Below are 23,164 nucleotides of genomic sequence, written 5' to 3' on the forward strand. Positions count from 1 at the left end.
CTATTTTATCATTGTTACATCAATCCAATCAAACTCCCTAACCTTCTTCTTTGTTTTAGCATCATTCAATCCAGCAACTGCTTTAATTGCAGTTCCAAACTTATTGTAATTCACCAAAACACCGTCATCTAAATCAATACTAATACGGTCAATGGCAAGCGGACGAATTACATCACGCTCATAATCGATGAGCTCGATGATGACCAATTTAATTTTGTCTTTTTCCTTTTCTGCTTTTATTTTTTCAACAGAACTTCCCGTAACTATCACATGGTCCAAGTGCTCGATACGTGTATTTAGTTTTTCACGATACTGAATCAAATAACTGTTTAGTATTTTATTTAGTGTATCTGGAGTGTAACGGTGCATATACACCAAGACATTAAACGAACCTTTCGGTGAAGAGAACATCCAGTAAATAGGTCTTTTCTTGTAGCGTTTAATGTGGTCTACATAAAAGTCTTTTACAAAATATTTGCGAATATCTTTACCCAAACATTCTTCTACAAAAGCCAAGTTCTTATCAAAATTTGCCGTACCAAAACTCGCTTTTAAAAACGCATAGAAACGACCTGTAATATCATCTTCAAACCATTCATCATCTAGAACAGGAATGATGTTGTCTGCATCTGGAGTAAAACTTAATTGGTCTTTTGATAAAACTACTTTCTCTAAATAATCCTCAAGTGTTTCCCCTTGGTTAGCCAAAATTAAACCTTCTTTATCTAAAGAATAACGACCAAACATACAACCCACAGCATAACTTATAAATTGAGCAAACACTTCATTGGCATCAAACACCAATTGATTGTTAACTATACTGGTTTCTTCTTTTAGAATAGTTATATCTTTTAATGGAACATCTGGGGTTAACTCTTCTTGTAAACCATAGATTTCAATAAACTGACGGTTGAGCTCTTCTTCATTTTTGTGAAGTTGAAAGAATTTATTTTTCCAATATTGTTGGTATAAATCATAGGTTTCTTCGAGGTCTTGAGATTTATGATTATTTAATTCATTTTTTAGGAAACCCCAGGTGTTTTCTTTTTGAAACCATTCCTTTTTTGAGATTTCTATATTATCAATAACTAAATCTTTTATAAAGTTCTGTTTTGCTGAATTCTGAATAATTGGAAGACGGTTAATATCACCCACTTGAAAAGCTAATGTAGGATTAATTATTTTTAAAAATTCGTGTGAGATTTTTGATGATAAAAAGCCTAAGTAATATTCTTTTTGAATATCATCATTTAATAAAAACATACTCATACCATTTACGTCAAAGACAGCTCCTTCGTCTAAAGTTCTTACCCCAAAATATGATGAACTTAATAATGTCCAAGTAATGCCTTCTTTAAAATAAAAGTCAGTATTTCTTAATATTGATTTTTTATATTTTTTAATTTCTGAACCATTATGTTTCCAATCAAGAACATCTATAATGTTTCCGTACCATTTTCTAAAATCACCACCCTTATTGTATGGCACCCACTCATTAATATATTTTGAGGTATCATTTTTACTTTTTCTCGAAAGGTTCAAATATTTGTTATTTACTTCAAACCATTTCTTTAAAAATTTATCGTTTAAACCTGTTGTCATACCATTTCTCGAAGTTGTTGACTTAGAAATAGAAACATTCTTTTCAAAAATTGAAAAAATATTTTCAGTCAACCAATATCCAATTGGACTACCAAGAATTTTTTTAAAATTCTTTTGATTAGCTTTATAAAACCAACCACATTTATTGTTTTTAATAGCCTCAAGTGTTTTTGGTGCTTGATTTTGTGAACCTTTAAAATCACTCAAACGTATGTAACTCCCTTTTGCATTTTCAACATTTCGATGTCTTAATGTGAATGTGCAAATTGGTACTGTTGCACCATCAAAACCAGAATATTCTAATTGAATAAGGTTATTAATGAAATGCTTATCAATAATTATTTCTCTTAATTTTTCATAACTTGAAATAAACATCCATACAAAAGGTGTCATGTATCCTGTTAAGCCATCGTCATTACATAACTCCAAACAACGTAAAATGAATGTAGCAAATAAATCAGATTTAGTTTCTGGATAGATTGCTTCTACATATTGTTTCAAACTTCCTTCCATACGTGATGAACTGATGTAAGGTGGATTTGTAACCACTACGTCATAGCGTTGTCCTAATAGTTGATACAATTTCTTAACTTCTTCTTGTCTCTCACCAAAAAGCGAGTTTTCGTCAACAACTAAATTTTTCAAATCTTCAGCATCCACTCTAATTAAAGAACCTAAAGCGGTTGCGTTTTTAAATTTGTTATCAAATTCAAAGTCTTGGTAGTACGAAATATTAGGTTGAATATTTTTGGTTTCTACAGCACGAAGGAAGCGTCTGTTTTTTTGCCTTCCTTTCATTACCAAGACAAACGAAGCTAGTTGAGAAGCACGTTGGTCGATATCAACACCAAATAAGTTTTTTGTGATGATGAGTTCTGGAATCTCTGTTGGGTTGTAACCTTGCTCTTCATAGATTTTGTAAAACACATCAAAAGCGTAAGCTAAAATGTGTCCAGAACCCACACAAGGTTCAAAGAATTTTACTTCTTCAATACTTTTGATTTCTCGTTTTTGAACTTGCTCCAAGTAGGCTGGTTTGATGTAAAACTCTAAATCAGCAGTTACTTTTGTTGCTGGATTTAATTCAGACCAAACTTGACCAAGCGTATTATCCACCATGTATTGCACAATCCATTTTGGCGTAAACAATTGTGATGCTGGTGCAAGTTCGTCTTTTTTATAGACCTTTTTGGAGCTAATCAATTCTTCATTCTTCTCTGAAATATAAAATTGATACAACCAACCAATAATTTCTACTTCAGCACAATCTTCAAGGGTCATTCCATCACGAATGTCTTGAAGGATGGAAAGTTCAGAAGTTAAATCGTCTGGTAAAAGTAATTCGGTGTAATCATTGATGCGTTCAAACAAGAAAGGTAAAACTTGGTTCAAGTGGTTACAAGCTCCAATAAGCAATTCTCTAAACGCTTCGTTTTGTCCGTTCGTACTTGGAATTTTACCATCAATTAAATCAAAAATTCGTTGGCGGTTTACTTTCAGTTCGTCATTGACATGACCTTGTTTGGCATCATCTAAAATTTCAGGAAGTGTATAACCGTCCTTTGGCGTAATTACTTTTACTCCCAAAGGTTGGTATTCATTCACATCCATAAAACGCAACGCCATGAATCGGTTGAACCATGTGTAAGCCACCTTATCAACCAACTGCTTTTTTGTAGTTTGCGTTAAGGTTTCTTTCAGTTTTTTAACCTGTTCTGCTTTCTCACGAAGTTCTGGAGTATCGGAATGAAGTACAAATTCAAGCTTGGCTTCAATCTGGTCTAGAAGTTTAATACGAGCTTGCTGGGCGAATCTTTTAAGTAAATTTGTATTCATTTAATTCTTTTCTTATTTTAGGTTTTAATAATCTTCTAATCGACAATGTCTTACATACGGACGAGATTCGAATAAACCTGAATTATGAGATTGATGATGTTGATTTGAGAAACAAGCATATTCATTTCTATAATAATGTCGCATTTTAAGTCCATTAGAATGAGCAACCACACAAGATTTAACATTATGCCAATTCGCATGATTAGTAAAATGAGTTCCATGATGAGCTGATAAAATAATCTCATACTTAAATGGATTTTGGAATTTCGCATCAAATAAATTCCATAAAGCTCTTCTACTCAAATCTCCTAGTGATAAAAATTTATATTCAATATTTTGAAAAGCTAGACAATTGTCATTTGCAACATTTATTAATCTTGCGTTTGCATTTTTTAGCAATAATCTTTGACTTTTCGTTAGTTTTATTTGAAAGGGTCGTAACTCATCTAGCTCTTCCACAACAACATTATCAATCTCTTCATTAAGAAAATCCGATTCTAATACCTCATTGTAAAATGTATTAAACTCATCATTTTCTTCTAATATGATTGCAATATTTGTAACAGCAATTTTTACCGATGGAATATTGCTAATAAACATAGGGTCAGGCCAAATTACATCGAATTCAATATTTGATGCCATAAAAGAATCGTTAAGACGTCTTCTATTGACAATAAAATTGATTCTGTTTTTTCGTTTTATAATATTTAATACATCAGTTTCATAAAATCCTGTTTTTTCAGCAAGATAGAAAAGTTGAATAGCCACAAATGACTTTATTCCAATTGCCATCAAAGCATCAAAAGGTAATTTAGGAATAATTAAGCTTTCAATTCCTAAACTCTTGTCATTAATTTTACTTAAACCATTAAAATGGTCTCTGTGAAAATGACTAATTAGTAATGTTTTTGAGTCAGAATATTCACTTGAATTAACTCCTCTAAATAAACCTGCATTTGAATAGCCAAAATCAAAGATGCTTTTATATTCAACCGCAGTATTTTCAATTCTATTTAAAAGCACAGACAATAAGGCATCACCAACTTGAAAAACTTTATAATTAATCATAATGAAATCCTTTTATTGTCTCTAATCTTCTCTAACAGTGCGTTTTTGAGTGCTTCTATATATTCGTTTACATCTTCCTCGGTACGAAGTTCTGATTTACGGAAATTTGCTTTGATAGCGTTGTTTCTAATATAATGCACCACTGGCTCATTTACAACGTCATCATCATTATCATCTTTTGCGGGAGTAGAGAGAGTCATCATTTGATTCAACTGCTGTTGAAATAATTGTTCAGTTACATTTCTTGTTACATTTCGCATGTTACCAATGTAGCGTTGCGAATGTAATTTTTCTATTTCATTTCTAAAAGGCTCGGTAAGCTTGCTTTGATTTGTTTTATCCAAAGTCTTAAATTCTTCCTTTTCTTGAATGTTTTCAATTACATCCTGAATCTTTGTAATCGCTTTGCTTTTTTCTTCTGCAATTTTATCCAGAACGTTTTTAGACAAGGCATCAAGAGCTGACTTTGCATCCCGAATTATAGTTCCTTTATAAGGTGCTGGATTTTCAAGCGTCTCCTTCATCAATTTGAATTCTTCGCCTTCTACGTAATCCAAATTAGAAAGGTCACCTTTTACAAAAGCATTGATATTTTCGTAAATTTTGATTTGGTCACCAGTAACAAATCGTTTTATAGGGTCCAGAATTTCTTCTTTGGTATCCAAAATTACATCTTCAAAATCTTTAAGATTAGAAAGGAAGAAACTGTAATCACGGTCGGTCCATTTACCCAGTTTTTCTTTAAAATCAGCTAACGAAGCAACGAATGGAAGTGAACTTTTGCGAGCAAGTAGTTCAGATACTTCTTGATGCATGCCTTTCAATTTTTCCTTGAAGGCATTAGCAACATCTTTTGCATCGTTGAAAGGACAAGTTTCGTCAAATGCATCCGCATAAACTTGTTTTAAGTCTTTGACTAATTTAGGGTCGATAACCGCTTGAGGCTCAATTAAAACATTCGCATAATTTGCAGAGTTTAATAGAGCTTGAACCACATCCATATCTTCAAGGATGTTAGAATCTTTTTTGATTTCTATTTTTCCTCTTTTATAGAGCTTGGCTACGATAGTAAAGACAGCATTCTGATACCAACCGTAAGGTTTCTTTGCAAGAACAGTCTTTAAATCGTTTAATGAAGTTCTATCCGATTGATTTTTTCTACGGTTGACAAGCGTCAAAATTTCTGATTCGGCTTCGCTCATTGTGGCATCGTCTCCACCAAACAAGCCGTCCATATTACCAGCAACTACTCGCTTGAAAGTGTCTTCGCTAAATTGAGTGGAACCTAACATTCTTAAATTGACGTAAACCGTTTTAATTAAGTTTTGAAATGCATTTACCACCAATGTTTTTCCATCAGAAGAACTACCAGTGTGTATTTTTTCACCATTCAAATATACATCACCAGAAGCCAAAGCTTTGTTCGCTAGAAGGAGTAAATTTCTTCTTCGCTCAGCGTTCTGAATCACTTTTTCCTGAAGGATTCGTTTGACTTCGTTTCTGTTGGATGTGGATTGATTTTGTTTGTTGTATTTATCCGTTCTCAAATACATTTTCAAATCCTTGATGAAAGTTGCATCTGAAGGCAACACAATCTTCATCCCCGAACTACCAATAGTTTGGGATTGAATGAAAGTTAGATTCGAATAATCGGTATAGTTTTCTGTAAGGATTTCAATTTCCAACTCCTTTTCACGACCTAAAATTACTCCATCAATCTTGCTGGTAAATTCGTAGTCTTGTTTATTTTCTAGGTATTTTATCTTATTGTCACGGATGATTTCATCAAAGAAAATTTCCTTTAATAAATTCGTAACCGCTTGTTCATCAATGTCGGTGTTTTTGATTTCCTGCTCAACATCTTTTTCGTCATCAGTCAAAAACTCATAGATGTCACCGCTTCTTTGAATGTAGCTTTGATTCTCCAGTAGGTTTAAAGCTTCATCGATATTTTGCTCATGTTTTTTAAGGTCAATATCAATGGCATCAATCATTAGCACTGATATGTTTCTTTTAGTAGTTTTGAAATTACCAAAGTACTTCACCAGAAACAGGGCTTTCAATAGTTTAATCGCAAATTTATCATCTATCTGACGTTCTGCGAGAGTAATAGTATTTTGAATTTGTCCTTTCAATTCATTTCGAATTCCATCGAACATCATATCAAAACTTACTATTGATTTTTCGCCACGTTCTTCTATGTTTTGGATAACCTGTTGGAATACACCCAGCATGCTTCGTTCTCCAACAGAGGCATGTTTTCCTTGAAATGCATTGTGAGATGCAAGTGCAATCCTACACTGCTGGAATAAATCAAACTGGTAGGGCACAAAAGGAAGTTTATTGGCAAAATCAGTTTCGTTTTTAAATCCTTTAAATTGCACCCCTGAATCAGAGAAGCTCAACAAGGTATCTAAAAGAGCACTTTCATTCTTGAAAGAAGAAGCCAAATGAGATTGTGCTGAAGGACTTTTTTTCAACAATCTCTTTTCAATAACTTCGTCAACGTTTGCAGAAGTCAACGGCACTTTAATCTGGAATCGAGCTTGAATACGAGAGAAGTCATTTTGCTGGCTTCTGTTCATGTCGCCAACCACTTTTTCCATGTCCTCTTGCGAAGTAACTAGAATCCAAGAACCACCTCTAGTTGTGGTTGCTAACGTTTCAGCGATTGTCTGAAGGTTTAGCATTAACTTGGTGTTGTCAGAAATGTATTGACCCACTTCATCCACAAAGAAGTTTAGTCTGAAACCTTTTGGTTTCATTTCAATGTAATCCTGTACTCGTTGACAGAAATCTTTGATAGACTGCTTTTGTTTATCTTCTAATGAATCAAGTATCGTTTCGTATTTGGATGCATCTGTGTTGAATATTTCACCTAAAACATTGGCAACAGAAGATGTAACCATTGGGTCAAAATAATCCACTCGAGCATTTTCCCAAGAACCACTAAATTCAGATTGAAACTTTTCTTGGAATAAAGAATACTTGCCTTGTTTGTCCAACCACATTTCAAATTCAGCCACGTGCGGTTGAAAACCGTAGTAGCCCAGATGGTCGTAAAAAACTTTGTAAAATACCGAAAGGATGGCATTAGCATCTGTTTTACTTGTAATCTGTGCTTGTTGGTCAATGTTAAACAAAATTGATTCCGATGGAATCCGTGTTGCCGACATTACATCAGCTCGGAGTAGCTCGTCATCTTCAATTTTTTCAGCGAACAGTTCACCGCTTTTGTACCCATTGAATTCTTTGTTCTCTAAGACATAAGAAATAATTTTTAGCAGGTGGGATTTACCACTTCCAAAAAAACCAGAAATCCAAACTCCGTTTGCACCGCTGTAATCGGTATAATTTTGAAAGAGCTCTCGTATCTTCTTCGCAATCTCTTTGGTGATTACGTATTCAGCCACCTCTGTTGAAATATTATCTCTATCGTCTGCTTTTATTACCGTCTCAATGGTACGGTTAATGTCATTCTCGAAAAAATCTTTGATTATCATGCTTTTGGGTCTATATGGTCTATATTGAATGCTCTATAATAATTGTCGTCTTTCATTAATCCAAAAAGATTAAGTGAATGACCGTTGTATTCCCCTGGAAAAAAAGTAACCGTTGGTGAATCCTTGGCTACGTTCTGAAGGTTGTTTAAAATGTTGTGGGAACGAATATAAGGAAAAACCATTCCGATTCCTGTCAAGAAATAAACTTTTGATGGATTATCGGCAATCATTTTCTGAATTTTCGGCATTAATATTTGATGGATGTTTAATGTGGATTGTAAAGCACTCAAGAATTTATCCTTCGATTTTACCTTTTCAATCTTAGCCATTCTGTCTACGCCACCTTTTTCTTCAAGAATATCACACACTATATCATAAAGATTCAACTCCAGAACTGAAACACCGTTTGTTTCTAATTTGTTTTTCAATAGCTTAATTCCATCGCTAACTTGTAGCTCTTGTTTGGCATCATAAGCAGTAATAAAAAATGGTATTTCACCACCCAATGCTTCCTTTTTCAAAAATCTTTGAGTTGATATCACATCGTATAGATGCGAGAACTTCTTTGTAATATCTTCCATTTTACTTCATTGCTTTTTTAATGTCCATATCTGAGACCAGAAGGACTTTTAACCAATTGGGATTATCATTGATAAGAACTTTAATGAGATTTTCATCCAAAAACTGCGGTTGAATAATGCGTTCCTTGATGTTATTTATGATGCCAGATTGCTCTAAGATTTTGAAGGTTACTTGCTTGATTTTCTTTTGAGTAAGCTCCGTTAACTTCTCCATTTCATCATGTAGCTCCGTCTTTCTCCTGTAGAAAGAAATGAAATCACCATCCGAGATTTTGTAGTCATAAACGAGTAGCTTCTCTCTAACAACTTCTATGATGAAATCTCTAATAAAAGCGTAAGCTTTGCAAACAGCAACCAGTGCAATTTGCCTTCGAGTAGTTAAATCGCTTTGGACCAACGTAGTTAATTGAGCTGGAGTAAGAAACGAAATTCTCTTGTTAAACTCCGAAAGCATTTTTCTTCCAGTTGCAGATTTTCCACCGCCCAAATCGTTTACAAAATCAACTTCTTTACCCTCTGTCGTTGCAGTAGCAACAACCACCATTTCATTTAACCTCAGTGAAGAAGTGGTGAATGAAAAGTCGTATTTTTCTAGTTCTTGGGTCATTAATTTATTATTTCTTTTGGTGAAATGTTCAGTACTTCACACAATTTATCCAAGTGCTTTTGCGATGGAACAGTTTTTTCTTTTACCCAGTTACTTACTGTTACTTCGCTAACACCAACTTTAGATGCAAGCCATTTTTGCTTTACACCTTTGGTTTTCAATATCTCTTTTAGCATTTGTTCTTTAAAAAAAATTAAAGTTTTCCTTCTGGTAAATTTAACAAAAAAAGCCTTGGATTAAATTTTAATCTGAAATTTTACCAGCAGTGAACGAGACACTTCATTGATGCGTGATGTAAGTAATTGATTACCAGCAATTCAGTTCTAATACTTCCCTGTGCTTTACGGGGGCATCACGATAATGTTTTGTACGTAAAAGTGATAGTAACTGGGGTTTTTTCTTCATTATAAAGAACACCCAGTAGGTAGAAATACCAGTTTTATGTTGTTAGTTCTACTCTGTAATTCGGATGTAATTCCTTTTTTTTTTATTTTATTTTCACTTTCTTTTCCGATTTTACTTGATTTTTTTTATTCTGTTAGTATATTTATCTGGATTGGTTTTCGGGTCAGTCTGCTGGGTTCCACTTGAGTTGCTTCTTGTGGTTCTCGCCCCAGCTTAATCAAAACGAGACAACCATAACAAAGCGAGAATACCTATTAATGAAAACGAAACCCAAAACAACCTATCAAAAGTATAGGACCTTTATTCTACCAAAAGAAATGGTAGACCTTCTGCTTGTCACATCAAATCAATCACCACTCAATTCTGAAAATAGGAAAGCTGAAGTCACCATTGGTTTATCCATTATCAATGAAATTATCACCAAATCATCCATGTTCAATCGAGATGAAGATTATCCATTTCATTGTATTCCGATGCACTCTAAGTATCTTAAATTGAAATATGGTGATGATTATTCACCTTATTTAAAGTGGTTAGTTATCCATTCTGTACTATGGAAAGATTTCTACCATAAAGGGTATAGTAATCATTATTATCTTCAATCAATTCCTACCTGCGTGAGCTTGATAAAATCAAAGTTAATGGATTTAGAAGAAGATATAAATAGTATAATAACTACCTATTGTGTATTGAGTAGTACTAATATTACTCTTGAAATCCACGGTATCACTGATTCAAACGCAGATGCAAAAGATGGGATATTTTACGATTGGTATAGAATTCAGATTCCAATAGATAAAGAAAATAAGAGATACTTAACAACAGATTATGAGAAGGATTCGAAATACATAAACAATTCAGCAAAACATTTAAAGAAGATGGGAAGCTATTTCAGAAATATAGATATAGATTATGAAGCAGCGATAAATCATACAAGAAATAGATTCAGTGAGCAAGTTTTAAATGCAATAAACGAAGACTATAAATATAAGGCTCATCGAGAATATTCCAGTAGAATCGCTACTATACATCAGTTTGTAAATGGTCGAATGAATAAAACATTACGCTTCCACAGGAACTCAACAAATAATAGGTTAGATACGAATCTCACCAACATGGCAAGTGATTTAAGGCCATTTATAGTAGGTTTTAAAGACATGGTAAATCTTGACCTAGTTAATTCTCAGCCCGTGCTTTTTAACGTCATGTTGAGGAGTTATAGGAAGAATGCTTCAGATGAAGAGTTGAAGGAACTAGACTTATATTTGGAATCCACAACTAGCGGAAACTGGTATGAAACCATAATGGAAATTTACGGTATTGATAGAGCCAAGGCAAAGAAAATTTGGATGGAGTTAGCCTATAGCAAGAACAGTTCCTACAAGTCTGAGAAAAACATATTCAAAAAAGAATTCCCTTTCATTTACAAAATTATAGAGGATAAAAAAGAAAAGTACCATGCTGCCTTCTCGGTAGAGCTTCAAAAAATTGAGAGCAAGGTTTTCATAGATAAGATTTGCAAAGACCTTGTTGGTGAAGGAATTATTCCACTTACTCTTCACGATGGGTTACTGGTCCCGAAAAAAGATATGGAGCGAACGAAAGAGATAATGTTGTCGAATTTGGTAAAAGTGATTGGAAGGGAGCCACAGATAAATGTGGAGTAATGCAAATCAAACAAGTATATTTTAATCTGCCATCCTATTTACCCGTAGCAGTCTATTTATTATATTTGTAAAAAATATATTTATGCTTGCAATTTATTGCCGTACTTCAAAGAATAAAGAAGAAGGAACTGATTATTCAATTGAAACCCAACAGCAAGGCGGATTAAAATTAGCTGAACAATTGGGTATAGAACATAAGTTCTATATTGATGAAGGAATGAGCGGAACTTTAGCTATTGAGGATAGACCTTCACTAGCTGATATGATGAGTGATTTAACAAAAGGTATTCTAACTTGCGTTTATTGTTTTGACCAATCTAGGATTGAACGTAACACATTAGTTTGGGATATTTTCTCTGCTGAATGCATTACGCATAAGTGTAAATATTATCCTAATGGGAACGAATTTGATTTGACGAACGAAGAAAGTGTTTTCAATTCAAAACTTATGTCATTAGTAAATTCATACTATGCAAAAATTACATCAAGGAAAGTAAAACTAGCTAATCATAATAAAACTTTAAAGGGTAAAACACATGGTATGAAACCTTATGGTTATAAACGTGATATGGAAAATAATTTTGAAATTTTTGAGGAAGAGGCAAAGTATGTTCGCAAAATGTTTGATTTATCACTTCAAGGAGTTGGTACTTATACAATTGCTAATATTTTAAACGAGGAAGGGGCACCAACCAAATTTAATAGGTTCAAAGGAAAAATAAAGAGGAAAGACGAATATACTAACGCCATTACATTTTATGAAAAAAGCGATGTTAAATGGAGAGGTAATGTTATTCACGACATTTTAAAAAACCCAATCTATAAAGGAATTCGTGTTTGGAATAAAAACAATATAGAAAGAAGAATCGAAGTCAAATTAAATGTTCAAATACTTAATGATGATTTATGGGATAAGGTAAATGAGAATCTATCCAAAAATATTAAGAATGTTGGTAAGAGAGCAGTGTACAAATATCTATTAAATGGAATAATCATTTGTGGCCACTGCGAAAATGAAGTATTGGGTAAGAAGAGACCAAATGGAAATGATAACTCCTATAAATGCAAAGGAAAGAGACCACCACATAAAGATTGCCAAAATAGTAGGGCAATTTCACTTCCTAAATTAGAAAATTTTATTATCCACCATTTATTCAAAACAAAAAACTTAAAGGAATTGTTGATTGAAGCTCCAAAAAGCAGTGCCTCAATTCCGCTTCGACAAACGCTCGAAGATAAAAAAAGTGAACTAATTTTTTTAGATAAGCAAGTAAAACATTTAGCAAAACTTATAAAAAACCCTGATTTAGCGGACGATGAAACGTTCATAAAGGACTATAAAATTTCAAAGGAGAAAAAAGAGAAAACAGTAATATACGTCAATGAGTTGCAAGCTAAAATTTTAGAAATTGAAAATGAGACAAGGAATGATAGAACCAAAACATTGATAGAAAGCTATACTGATAATATACAGTTTGATGAAATTAAAAGGTTGGTGCATTCATTGATAGAGAGTATAACGATAAAGCATACGGAAGAAAATAAATCAGGATTTTACTCATTAATAATCAAGTATAAAAATTACTCTGAATACTCGGTTTTCATGACAAATTGGAAAGCTCTAGATTGGCTATGGCATTCTTACTATCGAGAAAAAGCAGTTTCAGAACAACAACTTGCCGAAGACATTGAAGGTTTAAGAGCTGCATTTGCCTTTAAAGGAATTCCATTTGATGAAGAAAAAGATTTAATTGATTACGAAGGAGACGAAATAGTATCTTCCATGCTTGGTGATGACGGTATCAAACTAAACCCAGCTGAGTTTATATTATTTGATTAATGCCATCCTAATTACCCGTACTTACATGTTTCTCCGCTGGATGGTCAGAACTGATAACGCTGGCGTAGATTTTGGCCTTTGGAAAACTGTTTCTCCGGCTTATCTCTCGTGTCCACTTGATGTGCATTCTGGAAATGTAGCTCGCAAACTTGGTCTGCTCACGCGAAAACAAAATGATGCTAAAGCCGTCTTTGAATTGGATACGCAATTGCGCATTTTAGACCCAAATGATCCTACAAAATATGATTTTGCACTGTTTGGATTAGGCGTTTTTGAAGGTTTTTAATTTCAGCAGAAACATACGCTATTTAGAAACTTTAAAGATTCATTTTTAACTACATTTGATTGACATTGCGAATTCGCAGTAAAAATAGATTTTGGATTGAAGCATTATACTAAATAGGTTTGATGTGAACTATCTTGTAAATGAAAAGCTAAATTCTTTAAATTTTTTTGGTCATGTCTGTAAATAATTTTGATATCAAAGGTTTAACAGATGAAGAAATACTTCAGTCACGAGAGAAATTTGGTAAAAACGAACTGAATTTTAAGAAGGAAAATGGTTTCATCGAAGCGCTAAAAAGTCTTGCTAAGGAACCCATGATTATTCTTTTGCTCCTTGCCGCACTAATTTATTTTATAAGCGGAGATCATGGCGACGGATTATTTTTACTTTCTGCAATACTTATTGTCTCCGTAATTTCATTGTATCAAGATTCAAAAAGTAGAAATGCGTTACAGAAGTTAAAAGATTTCACGCAACCCCATTGCACCGTAATTCGGAATGGCGCAACTATTCAAATAAAAAGTGAAGATGTAGTCCTTGGCGACAGCTTAATTGTAGAAGAAGGAACCTCCATACCGGCCGATGGAATTATCATTCATTCTAACGATTTTTCTGTTAATGAATCGATCCTGACAGGCGAATCCTTTGCTGTTTTCAAAGATAAACTTCAAGATGATCATGCGATTTACAAAGGAACAACTGTGGCAACTGGTCTCGCAATTGTAACAGTAACGCATATTGGCAATCACACCAAGCTGGGGAAAATTGGCGAAAGCCTGGAACGCATCCAAGTTGAAAAAACACCTTTAGAAATTCAAATTAACAGTTTTGTAAAAAAACTCGTGATCGCTGGAGCAGTTGTTTTTTTAATTGTTTGGGCTATCAATTACTCTAACTCGCATCAATTTCTAGATAGTTTACTAAAAGCCTTGACATTGGCTATGAGTATTTTACCCGAAGAAATTCCGATGGCATTTACGGCCTTTATGGCAATTGGAGCTTTACGTTTAATGAAAATGGGCGTTGTAGTAAAACAAATGAAAACAGTGGAAACATTGGGGTCTGCAACTGTTATTTGTACCGATAAAACAGGTACAATCACCGAGAATAAAATGACGCTTGCTAAAGTTTTTGCTCTTGAAACTTTGAAGATTTCAAATCCTGAAGATGCGGACAAGGCTGAAAAAGAAGTACTGGAATTAGCAATGTGGTCTAGCGAACCCATCCCTTTTGATCCGATGGAAATGGCCCTTCATCAGGCTTACGCCAAATTTATGCAAATAGATGACAGGCCTAATTTTCACATGATTCATGAATATCCATTAGGTGGAAAACCGCCAATGATGACGCATCTTTTTGAAAATGAAAAAGGCCAAAGAATCATTGCTGCAAAAGGAGCTCCGGAAGCTATAATGAATGTCTCCAATTTAACAGCAGCCGAAGTAGAACAAATAAATAACGCAATCAAGTCCATTACTTCTCAAGGCTATCGTGTTTTGGCTGTTGGTAAAAGTACTTTTTCTGGATTTGATTTTCCAAAAACACAGCAAGAATTCAAATTTACATTTAAAGGAATCGTCGCTTTTTACGATCCACCAAAGCAAAACATAAATCAAGTTTTAAAACAGTTTTACAACGCAGGAATAAAAGTCAAAATTGTAACCGGCGATAATGCAGAAACTACTACAGCAATTGCAAAGCAAATTAATTTTAGAGGTAGTGAACACAGCATGACCGGTGATGAACTGATGCAACTTTCTGACGCTGAATTACAAGAAAGAGTGAGCGTTACAAACATCTTTACTCGCATGTTTCCTGAAGCAAAATTGCGCATCATTAACGCTTTAAAAGCAAATAACGAAATCGTAGCAATGACAGGAGATGGCGTTAATGATGGTCCTGCTTTAAAAGCTGCACACATTGGCATTGCCATGGGAAAAAAAGGTACTGAAATTGCCAAACAAGCCGCTTCTTTGATTTTAATCGACGATGATTTATCCAAAATGGTCGATGCAATTGCAATGGGAAGAAGGATTTACACTAATTTAAAGAAAGCAATTCAGTACATAATTTCAATTCATATTCCGATAATTTTGACGGTTTTTATCCCGCTTGCTTTAGGTTGGATATTTCCAAATATTTTGACTCCTGTACACATTATTTTTCTAGAATTAATTATGGGACCTACGTGTTCTATTATTTTTGAAAATGAACCGATGGAGGAAAATACAATGTTGAACAAACCGCGACCTTTTGTCACATCATTCTTCAATTGGAGTGAATTAACCACGAGTATTATTCAAGGATTGGCAATTACTGTTGGAAGTTTATTCATGTATCAATATGCGGTTTATCAAAATCTTGGAGAAGATGAAACTAGGACATTGGTTTTTCTTACTTTAATTTCAGCAAACATATTCTTAACGTTAGTCAATCGCTCTTTTTATTATTCCATTTTGACCACATTGAAGTACAAAAATAATTTGGTACCATTAATGATTGGCATCACAATCTTAATAACTTCCTTGCTTATATTTGTTCCAGCTCTACGCACATTTTTTGGATTTGCAGCACTTGATTTAATGCCTCTTTTACTTTCTATTTTAGTGGGATTTAGTACTGTAATTTGGTATGAAATTATAAAAATCAAAAAGAGATCGACTACTAAATAGCTCTTGATTTTTTAGTAATAGCAAAAAAGTTATATATAAATAGGAGTATTTTTTGAAAGACAGAATAAATATTTTTTTAAAGTTTTAAAGGAACAGCTCTTTGGCAATGATATAGATTCCCATCACCAAAACAAACCATCCAAAAATAGGTTTGAGTTGTGCTCCATCCATTTTTTTTGACAAATAAGTTCCAATGAAGATACCAATTCCAGCGATGAAAGCAATTGTCAATAAGAACATGTAATCAATTTCTACACCATTAAGAACGTCTCCGGCAAATCCTAAAAGCGAATTAAATGCAATGATTAATAATGAAGTTCCTACGGCTTGCTTCATCTGCATTTTTGCAAAAAAAAGTAATGCTGGTATTATGAGGAAACCTCCACCCGCACCTAAAAATCCAGTTATAATTCCCACTGCAGCTCCAATAAACATTAATTGAATCGGCTTAATTTGACTCAAGGTATTCACGAAATTTTGCTTTTTAATCATCGAATATGAAGCCAAAACCATTAAAATTGCAAATAAGACCATAATCAGTAATCCGCGATTTACAGTGTAAGAAGATCCAATTGGAATCAATTCTGGAATACGAAGTAAGATGATTTTTCGTACTAAAAGCAGTGTAATTAAAGAAGGAATTGCAAAGTACATTGCCGACTTTACTTTAATATTTCCCATATTATAATGTCGAATTGCACCAAAAGCAGCCGTCAATCCCACAATAAATAAGGAATAGGTTGTAGCTAATTTTGGATTAACATCAAACAAATAAACTAAAATGGGAACGGTCAAAATACTTCCGCCTCCACCGATTAATCCGAGCGAAATTCCAATAAATAAAGAAGCAATGTAACCTATAATTTCCATAATGGCTTTTATTAAATGAATTATACAAAGATGCGTAAAGTTTTGCGCTTGTTCTGTCACTTTTATTACATAAAAAAAGGCAAACCGAAGTCTGCCTTTAATTGCACTCTATAATTTGATTTTAATTATCCATTGGTAAAAAACTGAAGTTTTTAGAATAATACAACATTTGTTCTGCAAACGACTTTGGTTGTGTTACTTGGATATCAATAATTTTTCCGCTGTCATCCATTTTTGGCACCAATAAAGGATTAATGAAACCACTGTATGGAGCCGATTTGAATTTAGCATTACGCTCCAAAACCTCTTTGTGTATTTTCTGATCTACTTTTACTCCGTAGGTATCTACTAAAGCTTTACCTGCTTTATAATCACCTTCAGATTTAATGCGTTGGGTTTCTTTCAATAATTGGCCAAATAAACCATGTAGTTTTTCATAGTTTGTTATGTTGAAATAGGTTTTTCCATCTCTAACAATTTTCTCAATTACATTGTCCTTTTTTCCTTTTTCAAACACCCAAGCACTTACCCATTGACGGTTTCTCATGTGCGATTCCTCAATGTCAGCTCCTGGCTCTAAACGAACCAATTGCGTCATCAAACCGTTTCTGATGTAACTATCATAGGCTGCCATTCCAGTATTTTTCCAATTGTCTGTCAATCCCAACTCTTGAATTTTAGAATTATATAAATAAAATAATCCGACTAAATCTGCTCTTCCTTCTTCCAAAGTTGAAGCGTAACTTTTTAAAGTTTCGTTGGTGGTTCCTACTCCAGAATTAATTTGTCCCGAAGCATGACCGACAACTTCATGCAAAGCCGTATGTAATTTATCCGCTTCCTCACCGTACTTTTCCTCCAAGGCAATTTCTTCTGCATCATTGGCAAATTCCTTTAAACGATCTGAACCACCCACATTATTGTAAGCTTCAACAATATTACCTAAAGAAACAGATTTTGAACCGTGTTCCGCACGGATCCAATCTGCATTTGGTAAATTAACACCGATTGGCGTACTTGGTGAAGAATCCCCACCTTCTCCAGCAACAATAACCGTTTTATAAGAAACGCCTACTACTTTTTTCTTCTTATGTTCAGGAAACAATGGAGAATTGTCCTCGAACCATTGTGCTTCGTGACCAATTTTTTCCATTTTTGCCGACATGTCAAAATCTTTAATTTGCACTACACTCTCGTAAGAACCTCTAGCTCCTAAAGGATCATTGTAGACTTCAATAAATCCGTTGATGTAGTCAATATTTCCTTCCGTAGCTTGTAACCATGCGATATTATAATCGTCCCAAGTTTTCAAATCTCCCGTTTTGTAATACTGAATTAATAATCCTAAAGCATCGCCTTGCTTCTGATTTTCAGCAACCGTTTTTGCTTTTTCCAGCCAATAAATCACCTTATCAATTGCAGGACCATACATTCCGCCGCTTTTCCATACCTTCTCTTCAATTTTTCCAGCCGCATTTCGAACTAGTTTTGAATTTAATCCATAAGAATAAGGACGTTTTGGATCGATAGGTTTTATTGCTTTATAAAAATCTACCGCTTCCTTATCAGAAATTCCGGCATCATAAAAATTGATAGCAGATCCAGCAATCAATCCTAAATCTTCGTTTAAGTTTACTTTTTTACTGTCTTTATCATTAAACAATACGGCAACTACTTCTGAATTTAAAGAAGTTTTGGTTTCTTTTAAAAGTGTTTCAAAATAGGCTTGGCTAAAATCTGGTTTAATTTTTTCCATGGAATAGTGATGGTGAATTCCATTAGCAAACCAAACTCGCTTTAAATAAATCTCAAAATTCAACCAATCTTTATTATTTTTATCGCCCGAATACGTTTGATAAATTTGCTCTAAAGCAGCACGAATTTTCAAATTGTGCTTGTAGTTTTGATCCCACATCATATCACGTCCTGCAGTTCCAGCTTGCGTCAGGTAGTAAACCAATTCCTTTTCTTTGAGTGTCAAATTTTCAAAGTTGTTGATTTTGTAACGCAACACTTTAATGTCTGCAAATTGTTCTGCAACATAATCAAAGGGCATTTCTGACGTAGTATTCTGATCATCCGCTTTCTTGCTTTCTTCTTTCTTACAAGAAACAAATAAAGTGGCTGCTGCAAAAACGCCAGCAATTGTGTGTAATTTCATAATGTAAAAGTGTTTTTTCGATAATTAATAGAATACAAATATAGTTAACTTGCCGCACGGAACATATTTATGAGTTTAAGATTTCTTATCTTGGTGCTGCATTTACATCAGTTAAGGCTATCTATTCACAAATAAAAGTTATAAAATAAGTATTCACGCGGTCTTCAATCAAAATAGTATACATTTAGAAGATCTAAAACTCACATGAACATGAGAAAAGTTTTAATTATCGGTTGTATTTTTTTATTAATAGGTTGTAAAACAAAGCAAAGCGCTACGTCCACATCTTCACTTTCAGGAATGTCTGTGGTTGCGACAGAAGAAATTCCTGCAGATTTAAAATCCAAAGCGTATTCTTTAGGTAAAAGGGTTTTAATGACATGCAATACTTCACGCTTTAAACCTTTTACATCAGATGAAGCAACGGCTTCTGTTATTAAAAATACCACTCAAGAACGTTTATCCAAAGTGTGCCATAAATTCAGAGTAAAATATGGTGACTTTAAAGAAATCAATCTTGCCGAAGTGATAAAAAATAATGACGATGGTAGCTACATTTTTCGATATAAGGCAACGTACCAAAGAGATTTTGCCAATAAAGAATTACGCGTTACTATTGATGAAAATAAAAAAGTGTCAGCTATTAAATCTACAGATTGGGTTGACATTATGAATTAAATTAAAACAAATGCCAAAAATTTTTATTTCAATAATCTTATTACTACTAACGTCAACTATTTTTTCTCAAGAAAAAATGCTGGTGAACGATCAAAAAACAATTGAAGCTACAGAATTGTGGAGCTTTTCAAACGACACATATACGTATTCGGGTGATTTAAAAGTCCAAATTGGTAATAACGGAAACGGTGGAACATTACTAATTCAAGTTGAAACATCAGATCCCAGCTTTAAAATCAGTGGCACAGTCTATTTATTTTTAGATGACGCAAATGTCATCACCTGTACGGACAAAAATAGTAGAACTGTTTCGGGCAAGATGATACAGTCGTTCTATATTTTAACAGCTTCGGAAATTAATTTGTTGAAGAAAAATAAAATCACCGACGTGCGTTTCAGAATTACAGGTAATGAGACCCAGTTTTCAAGTCCCACGGGCTTTTTTACAGCAAAAAACAAAATATTGAGCTTTAGTTCAATACCAAAGAGTTATGATACAGTTTCTGCAATAAATCAAATTTTTAAGTAAATATGAGGAATCTCCATGAACAAATAATAGAGGAGTTTTATTCTGGGTTTGCAGATGCAAACAGTACTACAATGAACAGTTGCTACCATAAAGAGGCAACTTTTGAAGATCCTGTATTTGGTCTTTTGGAAGGCGATGACGTTCGAGATATGTGGGAAATGTTGATTGAAAAGAGCCAAGGCCAACTGAAAATTTGTTTTTCAAATGTAGCTGCTCCAGGCACCAAAGGATTTGCGGAATGGAAAGCCAGCTATATTTTTAGCAGTACAAACCGACCCGTGGTCAATGTCGTTCAAGCTACATTTGAATTTAAAGACGGTCTAATTGTCAGTCACAAAGATGCATTCGATTTATACGAGTGGTCCAAACAAGCTTTAGGTTTAAAAGGAAAATTATTCGGCTGGACGTCATTTTTTCAGAAAAAAATCCAGCAGAAAGCGGTGCAATCTTTACGTCATTTTCAAAGTCAGAAATATAAAAATCTTTAATTAACAGTTCTTTAAAATGGTTAAACAAATTATTGTGTAATTTTAAGCAACACTAAAATTACACCGATGTTTACTTCCAAATCACGACTGTTTTTACCGCTACTTTATATTGTTTGGTCTGATGACTTACTAACGGCAGATGAATTTAATACACTTTCTACTTTCATAAAAAATCAAGCTTGGCTTTCCGAAGATGAAAAATCATTTTTGGAAAGCCATCTCAATTTAAGCATACCTCCTACCCGATCTGATCTAAATGCGTGGCGTAAAGAAATTGCCGAGATGGTGGCTGTCAACCCTACTTTTTTAAGTTTTTATGATTTACAATTAAAAGTTTCCGCCGATACTTCTTTAGACCAATACAAATCACTTTTTGAAAAACTAGAACAAGATTTAGGTATTCTAGGTTCGGAAGCATTACTTAATTTTACAAAAAATAATACCAATCAGACGTATAATTACGAAACCAATTCAAGCTTTGACGTTGTCAAAATGACTGCAATTTTGGATGGAAACGTCGCAAATGCAATTAACGAAGTAAAAAAGGTAATCAGTTCACCTGAATTTGCTTATGAAAATACGACTGATGTTCACGTTTACAGAGAGAAGGTATTGGAATGGTGTCATATTTTAGCACAGAAAAATTTAGGAAATAGAGCGTATCCCAAAAAATACGGAGGTGGAGAAAATCTAGCAGAATATTTTGCCATTATGGAAACTTTGAGTTTTCACGATTTAAGTCTGGTCATAAAATTTGGCGTTCAGTTTGGGCTTTGGGGGATGAGCATTCAATCTTTGGGTACAGAAAAGCATTATGAAAAATACTTAAATAAAGTTGGAAAATTAGAGCTTCCAGGTTGTTTCGCTATGACGGAAACCCACCACGGTTCCAACGTTAAGGGGTTGCAAACTACTGCAACTTATAATCACGACGACCAAACATTTACCATCAATACACCAACGCCAAAAGACCAAAAAGAATATATTGGTAATGCCGCAGCACATGGTCAAATGGCGACGGTTTTTGCAAAATTGATTATTGACGACACCGATTATGGTGTCAATGCATTTATTGTTCCTATTCGGGACAAAAATAATAAATCCTTGTCAAACGTTGAAATCAATGATTGTGGCTTGAAAATGGGTTTAAATGGTGTAGATAATGGTACTATTTCTTTTCACAAAGTGGTAATTCCGAAAGAAAATATGCTTGACAAATTTGCATCTGTAAATAAAGAAGGCGTGTTTGAAAGTCCGATTCCAAGTGATAACAGACGTTTTTTTACCATGTTAGGCACATTAGTTGGCGGCAGAATTGGCATACCTCGATCGGCTTTGGCTGCAGCCAAATCAGGATTAGCCATCACCATAAGATACAGCGATCAACGCCGCCAGTTTGGACCGGAAGGTGGTTCAGAAATTCCGATTTTGAATTACAGAATGCACCAGCGAAGATTAATTCCACCAGTAGCAAAAACCTATGCTTTTCATTTTGCACTTCGGTATTTGACCCAACGCTATATCGACAAAAAACCAGAGGAAATGCAGGAAATTGAAGCGCTCGCTGCAGGATTAAAAGCGTACACCACGTGGCATACTACAGCTACTTTGCAGGAATGCAGGGAAGCATGTGGTGGAAAAGGGTATTTATCCGAAAATAGAATTGACCGTTTGAAAAATGATACCGAAGTCTATACCACCTTCGAAGGTGACAATACAGTTTTAATGCAGCTGGTAGCCAAGAACCGTTTATCCGTTTTTAGAAAATCGGTGTCTGAAATGGATTCCATGGATAAAGTAAGCTATGTTTGGAATCAAACAAAAGTTTATTTATCCGAAAGAAATCCTTTTGCAACTCGCGACACAAGCGATACCCATTTATTAGATGCTGCTTTTCACTTGAATGCTTTTTACTATCGAGAACACGAAATAACGGTTTCGGCAGCCAAAAGAATTAAGAATTTAATTGACTCAGGTTTAAATGCTTACGATGCTTTTAATGTAGTACAACATCAAATGATTGATGTGGCCAAAGCGTATCTAGATCGCGTAGTTTTAGAGCAGTTTTTACATAAAATTGAAACCATCAAAGAAGTTGCTACAAAGTCAATGTTGCAAAAATTAGCACAAGTATTTGCCTTACATAAAATGGAAGAAAATAGAGCGTGGTATTTGGAAAACAATTACATGGAAGCAGTAAAGTCAAAAGCGATTCGGAAAATGGTGAATCAGTTGTGTTGGGAAATCAGACCTGATGCAGTAGCTTTAGTCGATGCATTTGGAATTCCAGAATCCTGTTTGGCAGCTCCGATTGCAAAGAAAATTTGATAATCTTAACATCCTTAAACCGCTGATTGTGTATCTTTGTACT

General features: G+C 34.1%; 15 protein-coding genes and 1 pseudogene. 8 read left to right on the plus strand and 8 right to left on the minus strand.

Going from position 1 to position 23,164, the window contains the following annotated elements; genetic code table 11:
• From pglX to H602_RS19720, 6 genes are read right to left on the minus strand one after another with little or no spacing between them, the layout of a single operon-like run.
• Positions 1-3,438 (minus strand): BREX-1 system adenine-specific DNA-methyltransferase PglX, encoded by a 3,438-nt coding sequence (pglX, locus tag H602_RS0114460; RefSeq protein WP_026978647.1) that lies wholly within the window; start codon positions 3,436-3,438, stop codon positions 1-3.
• Positions 3,439-3,462: 24 nt separating this feature from the next.
• On the minus strand, positions 3,463-4,506 hold the full coding sequence (locus H602_RS0114465) for a hypothetical protein (RefSeq protein WP_026978648.1): 1,044 nt from the start codon (positions 4,504-4,506) through the stop codon (positions 3,463-3,465).
• Positions 4,503-8,009, minus strand: a complete 3,507-nt coding sequence (gene brxC / locus H602_RS18955) for a BREX system P-loop protein BrxC (protein WP_051224566.1) — start codon at positions 8,007-8,009, stop codon at positions 4,503-4,505. The genes H602_RS0114465 and brxC overlap by 4 nt, the downstream gene beginning before the upstream one ends.
• A complete protein-coding gene (locus H602_RS0114475) occupies positions 8,006-8,590 on the minus strand; it encodes a DUF1788 domain-containing protein (protein ID WP_026978649.1) in 585 nt (194 codons plus the stop codon). The genes brxC and H602_RS0114475 overlap by 4 nt, the downstream gene beginning before the upstream one ends.
• A gap of 1 nt (position 8,591) precedes the next feature.
• Complete coding sequence (locus tag H602_RS0114480) at positions 8,592-9,197, minus strand: DUF1819 family protein (RefSeq protein ID WP_026978650.1); 606 nt, start codon at positions 9,195-9,197, stop codon at positions 8,592-8,594.
• On the minus strand, positions 9,197-9,373 hold the full coding sequence (locus H602_RS19720; protein ID WP_084404265.1) for a helix-turn-helix domain-containing protein: 177 nt from the start codon (positions 9,371-9,373) through the stop codon (positions 9,197-9,199). Before H602_RS19720 ends, H602_RS0114480 begins: the two co-directional genes overlap by 1 nt.
• Before the next feature lie 486 nt (positions 9,374-9,859).
• Between H602_RS19720 and H602_RS0114490 the strand changes: the two genes are divergently transcribed.
• From H602_RS0114490 to H602_RS0114505, 4 genes and pseudogenes are all read left to right on the plus strand, one after another.
• Positions 9,860-11,269 (plus strand): hypothetical protein, encoded by a 1,410-nt coding sequence (locus H602_RS0114490; RefSeq protein WP_157505091.1) that lies wholly within the window; start codon positions 9,860-9,862, stop codon positions 11,267-11,269.
• A gap of 82 nt (positions 11,270-11,351) precedes the next feature.
• Positions 11,352-13,109 carry a recombinase family protein gene (locus H602_RS0114495; RefSeq protein WP_026978652.1) on the plus strand — a complete coding sequence of 586 codons (1,758 nt, stop codon included), beginning with the start codon at positions 11,352-11,354 and terminating at the stop codon, positions 13,107-13,109.
• Between the two features lie 16 nt (positions 13,110-13,125).
• A pseudogene (locus tag H602_RS0114500) lies at positions 13,126-13,395 on the plus strand (DUF2400 family protein); the annotation flags it as partial.
• 173 nt (positions 13,396-13,568) lie between these two features.
• Positions 13,569-16,067 carry a cation-translocating P-type ATPase gene (locus H602_RS0114505; RefSeq protein ID WP_026978654.1) on the plus strand — a complete coding sequence of 833 codons (2,499 nt, stop codon included), beginning with the start codon at positions 13,569-13,571 and terminating at the stop codon, positions 16,065-16,067.
• 84 nt (positions 16,068-16,151) lie between these two features.
• On the opposite strand, the gene H602_RS0114510 is transcribed toward H602_RS0114505, so the two are convergent.
• Together H602_RS0114510 and H602_RS0114515 are read right to left on the minus strand one after the other, a co-directional pair.
• Positions 16,152-16,937: a sulfite exporter TauE/SafE family protein gene (locus H602_RS0114510; protein ID WP_026978655.1), complete on the minus strand. Its 786-nt coding sequence runs from the start codon at positions 16,935-16,937 to the stop codon at positions 16,152-16,154.
• Positions 16,938-17,058: 121 nt separating this feature from the next.
• Positions 17,059-19,098 carry a dipeptidyl-peptidase 3 family protein gene (locus H602_RS0114515; protein WP_026978656.1) on the minus strand — a complete coding sequence of 680 codons (2,040 nt, stop codon included), beginning with the start codon at positions 19,096-19,098 and terminating at the stop codon, positions 17,059-17,061.
• A gap of 210 nt (positions 19,099-19,308) precedes the next feature.
• On the opposite strand from H602_RS0114515, the gene H602_RS0114520 reads away from it, so the two are divergent.
• The 4 genes from H602_RS0114520 (at position 19,309) to H602_RS0114535 (ending at position 23,121) form a co-directional block, all read left to right on the plus strand.
• Positions 19,309-19,776, plus strand: a complete 468-nt coding sequence (locus tag H602_RS0114520) for a hypothetical protein (protein ID WP_026978657.1) — start codon at positions 19,309-19,311, stop codon at positions 19,774-19,776.
• 10 nt (positions 19,777-19,786) lie between these two features.
• Positions 19,787-20,305, plus strand: a complete 519-nt coding sequence (locus H602_RS0114525) for a hypothetical protein (RefSeq protein WP_026978658.1) — start codon at positions 19,787-19,789, stop codon at positions 20,303-20,305.
• 2 nt (positions 20,306-20,307) lie between these two features.
• On the plus strand, positions 20,308-20,793 hold the full coding sequence (locus tag H602_RS0114530) for a nuclear transport factor 2 family protein (RefSeq protein ID WP_026978659.1): 486 nt from the start codon (positions 20,308-20,310) through the stop codon (positions 20,791-20,793).
• A 66-nt stretch (positions 20,794-20,859) separates the two neighbouring features.
• Positions 20,860-23,121, plus strand: coding sequence for an acyl-CoA dehydrogenase family protein (locus tag H602_RS0114535; protein ID WP_026978660.1), 2,262 nt, complete (start codon positions 20,860-20,862; stop codon positions 23,119-23,121).
• The last annotated feature ends 43 nt before the right edge of the window (positions 23,122-23,164 follow it).

The sequence above is a fragment of the Flavobacterium tegetincola DSM 22377 genome, assembly GCF_000425485.1.
GTDB lineage: Bacteria > Bacteroidota > Bacteroidia > Flavobacteriales > Flavobacteriaceae > Flavobacterium > Flavobacterium tegetincola.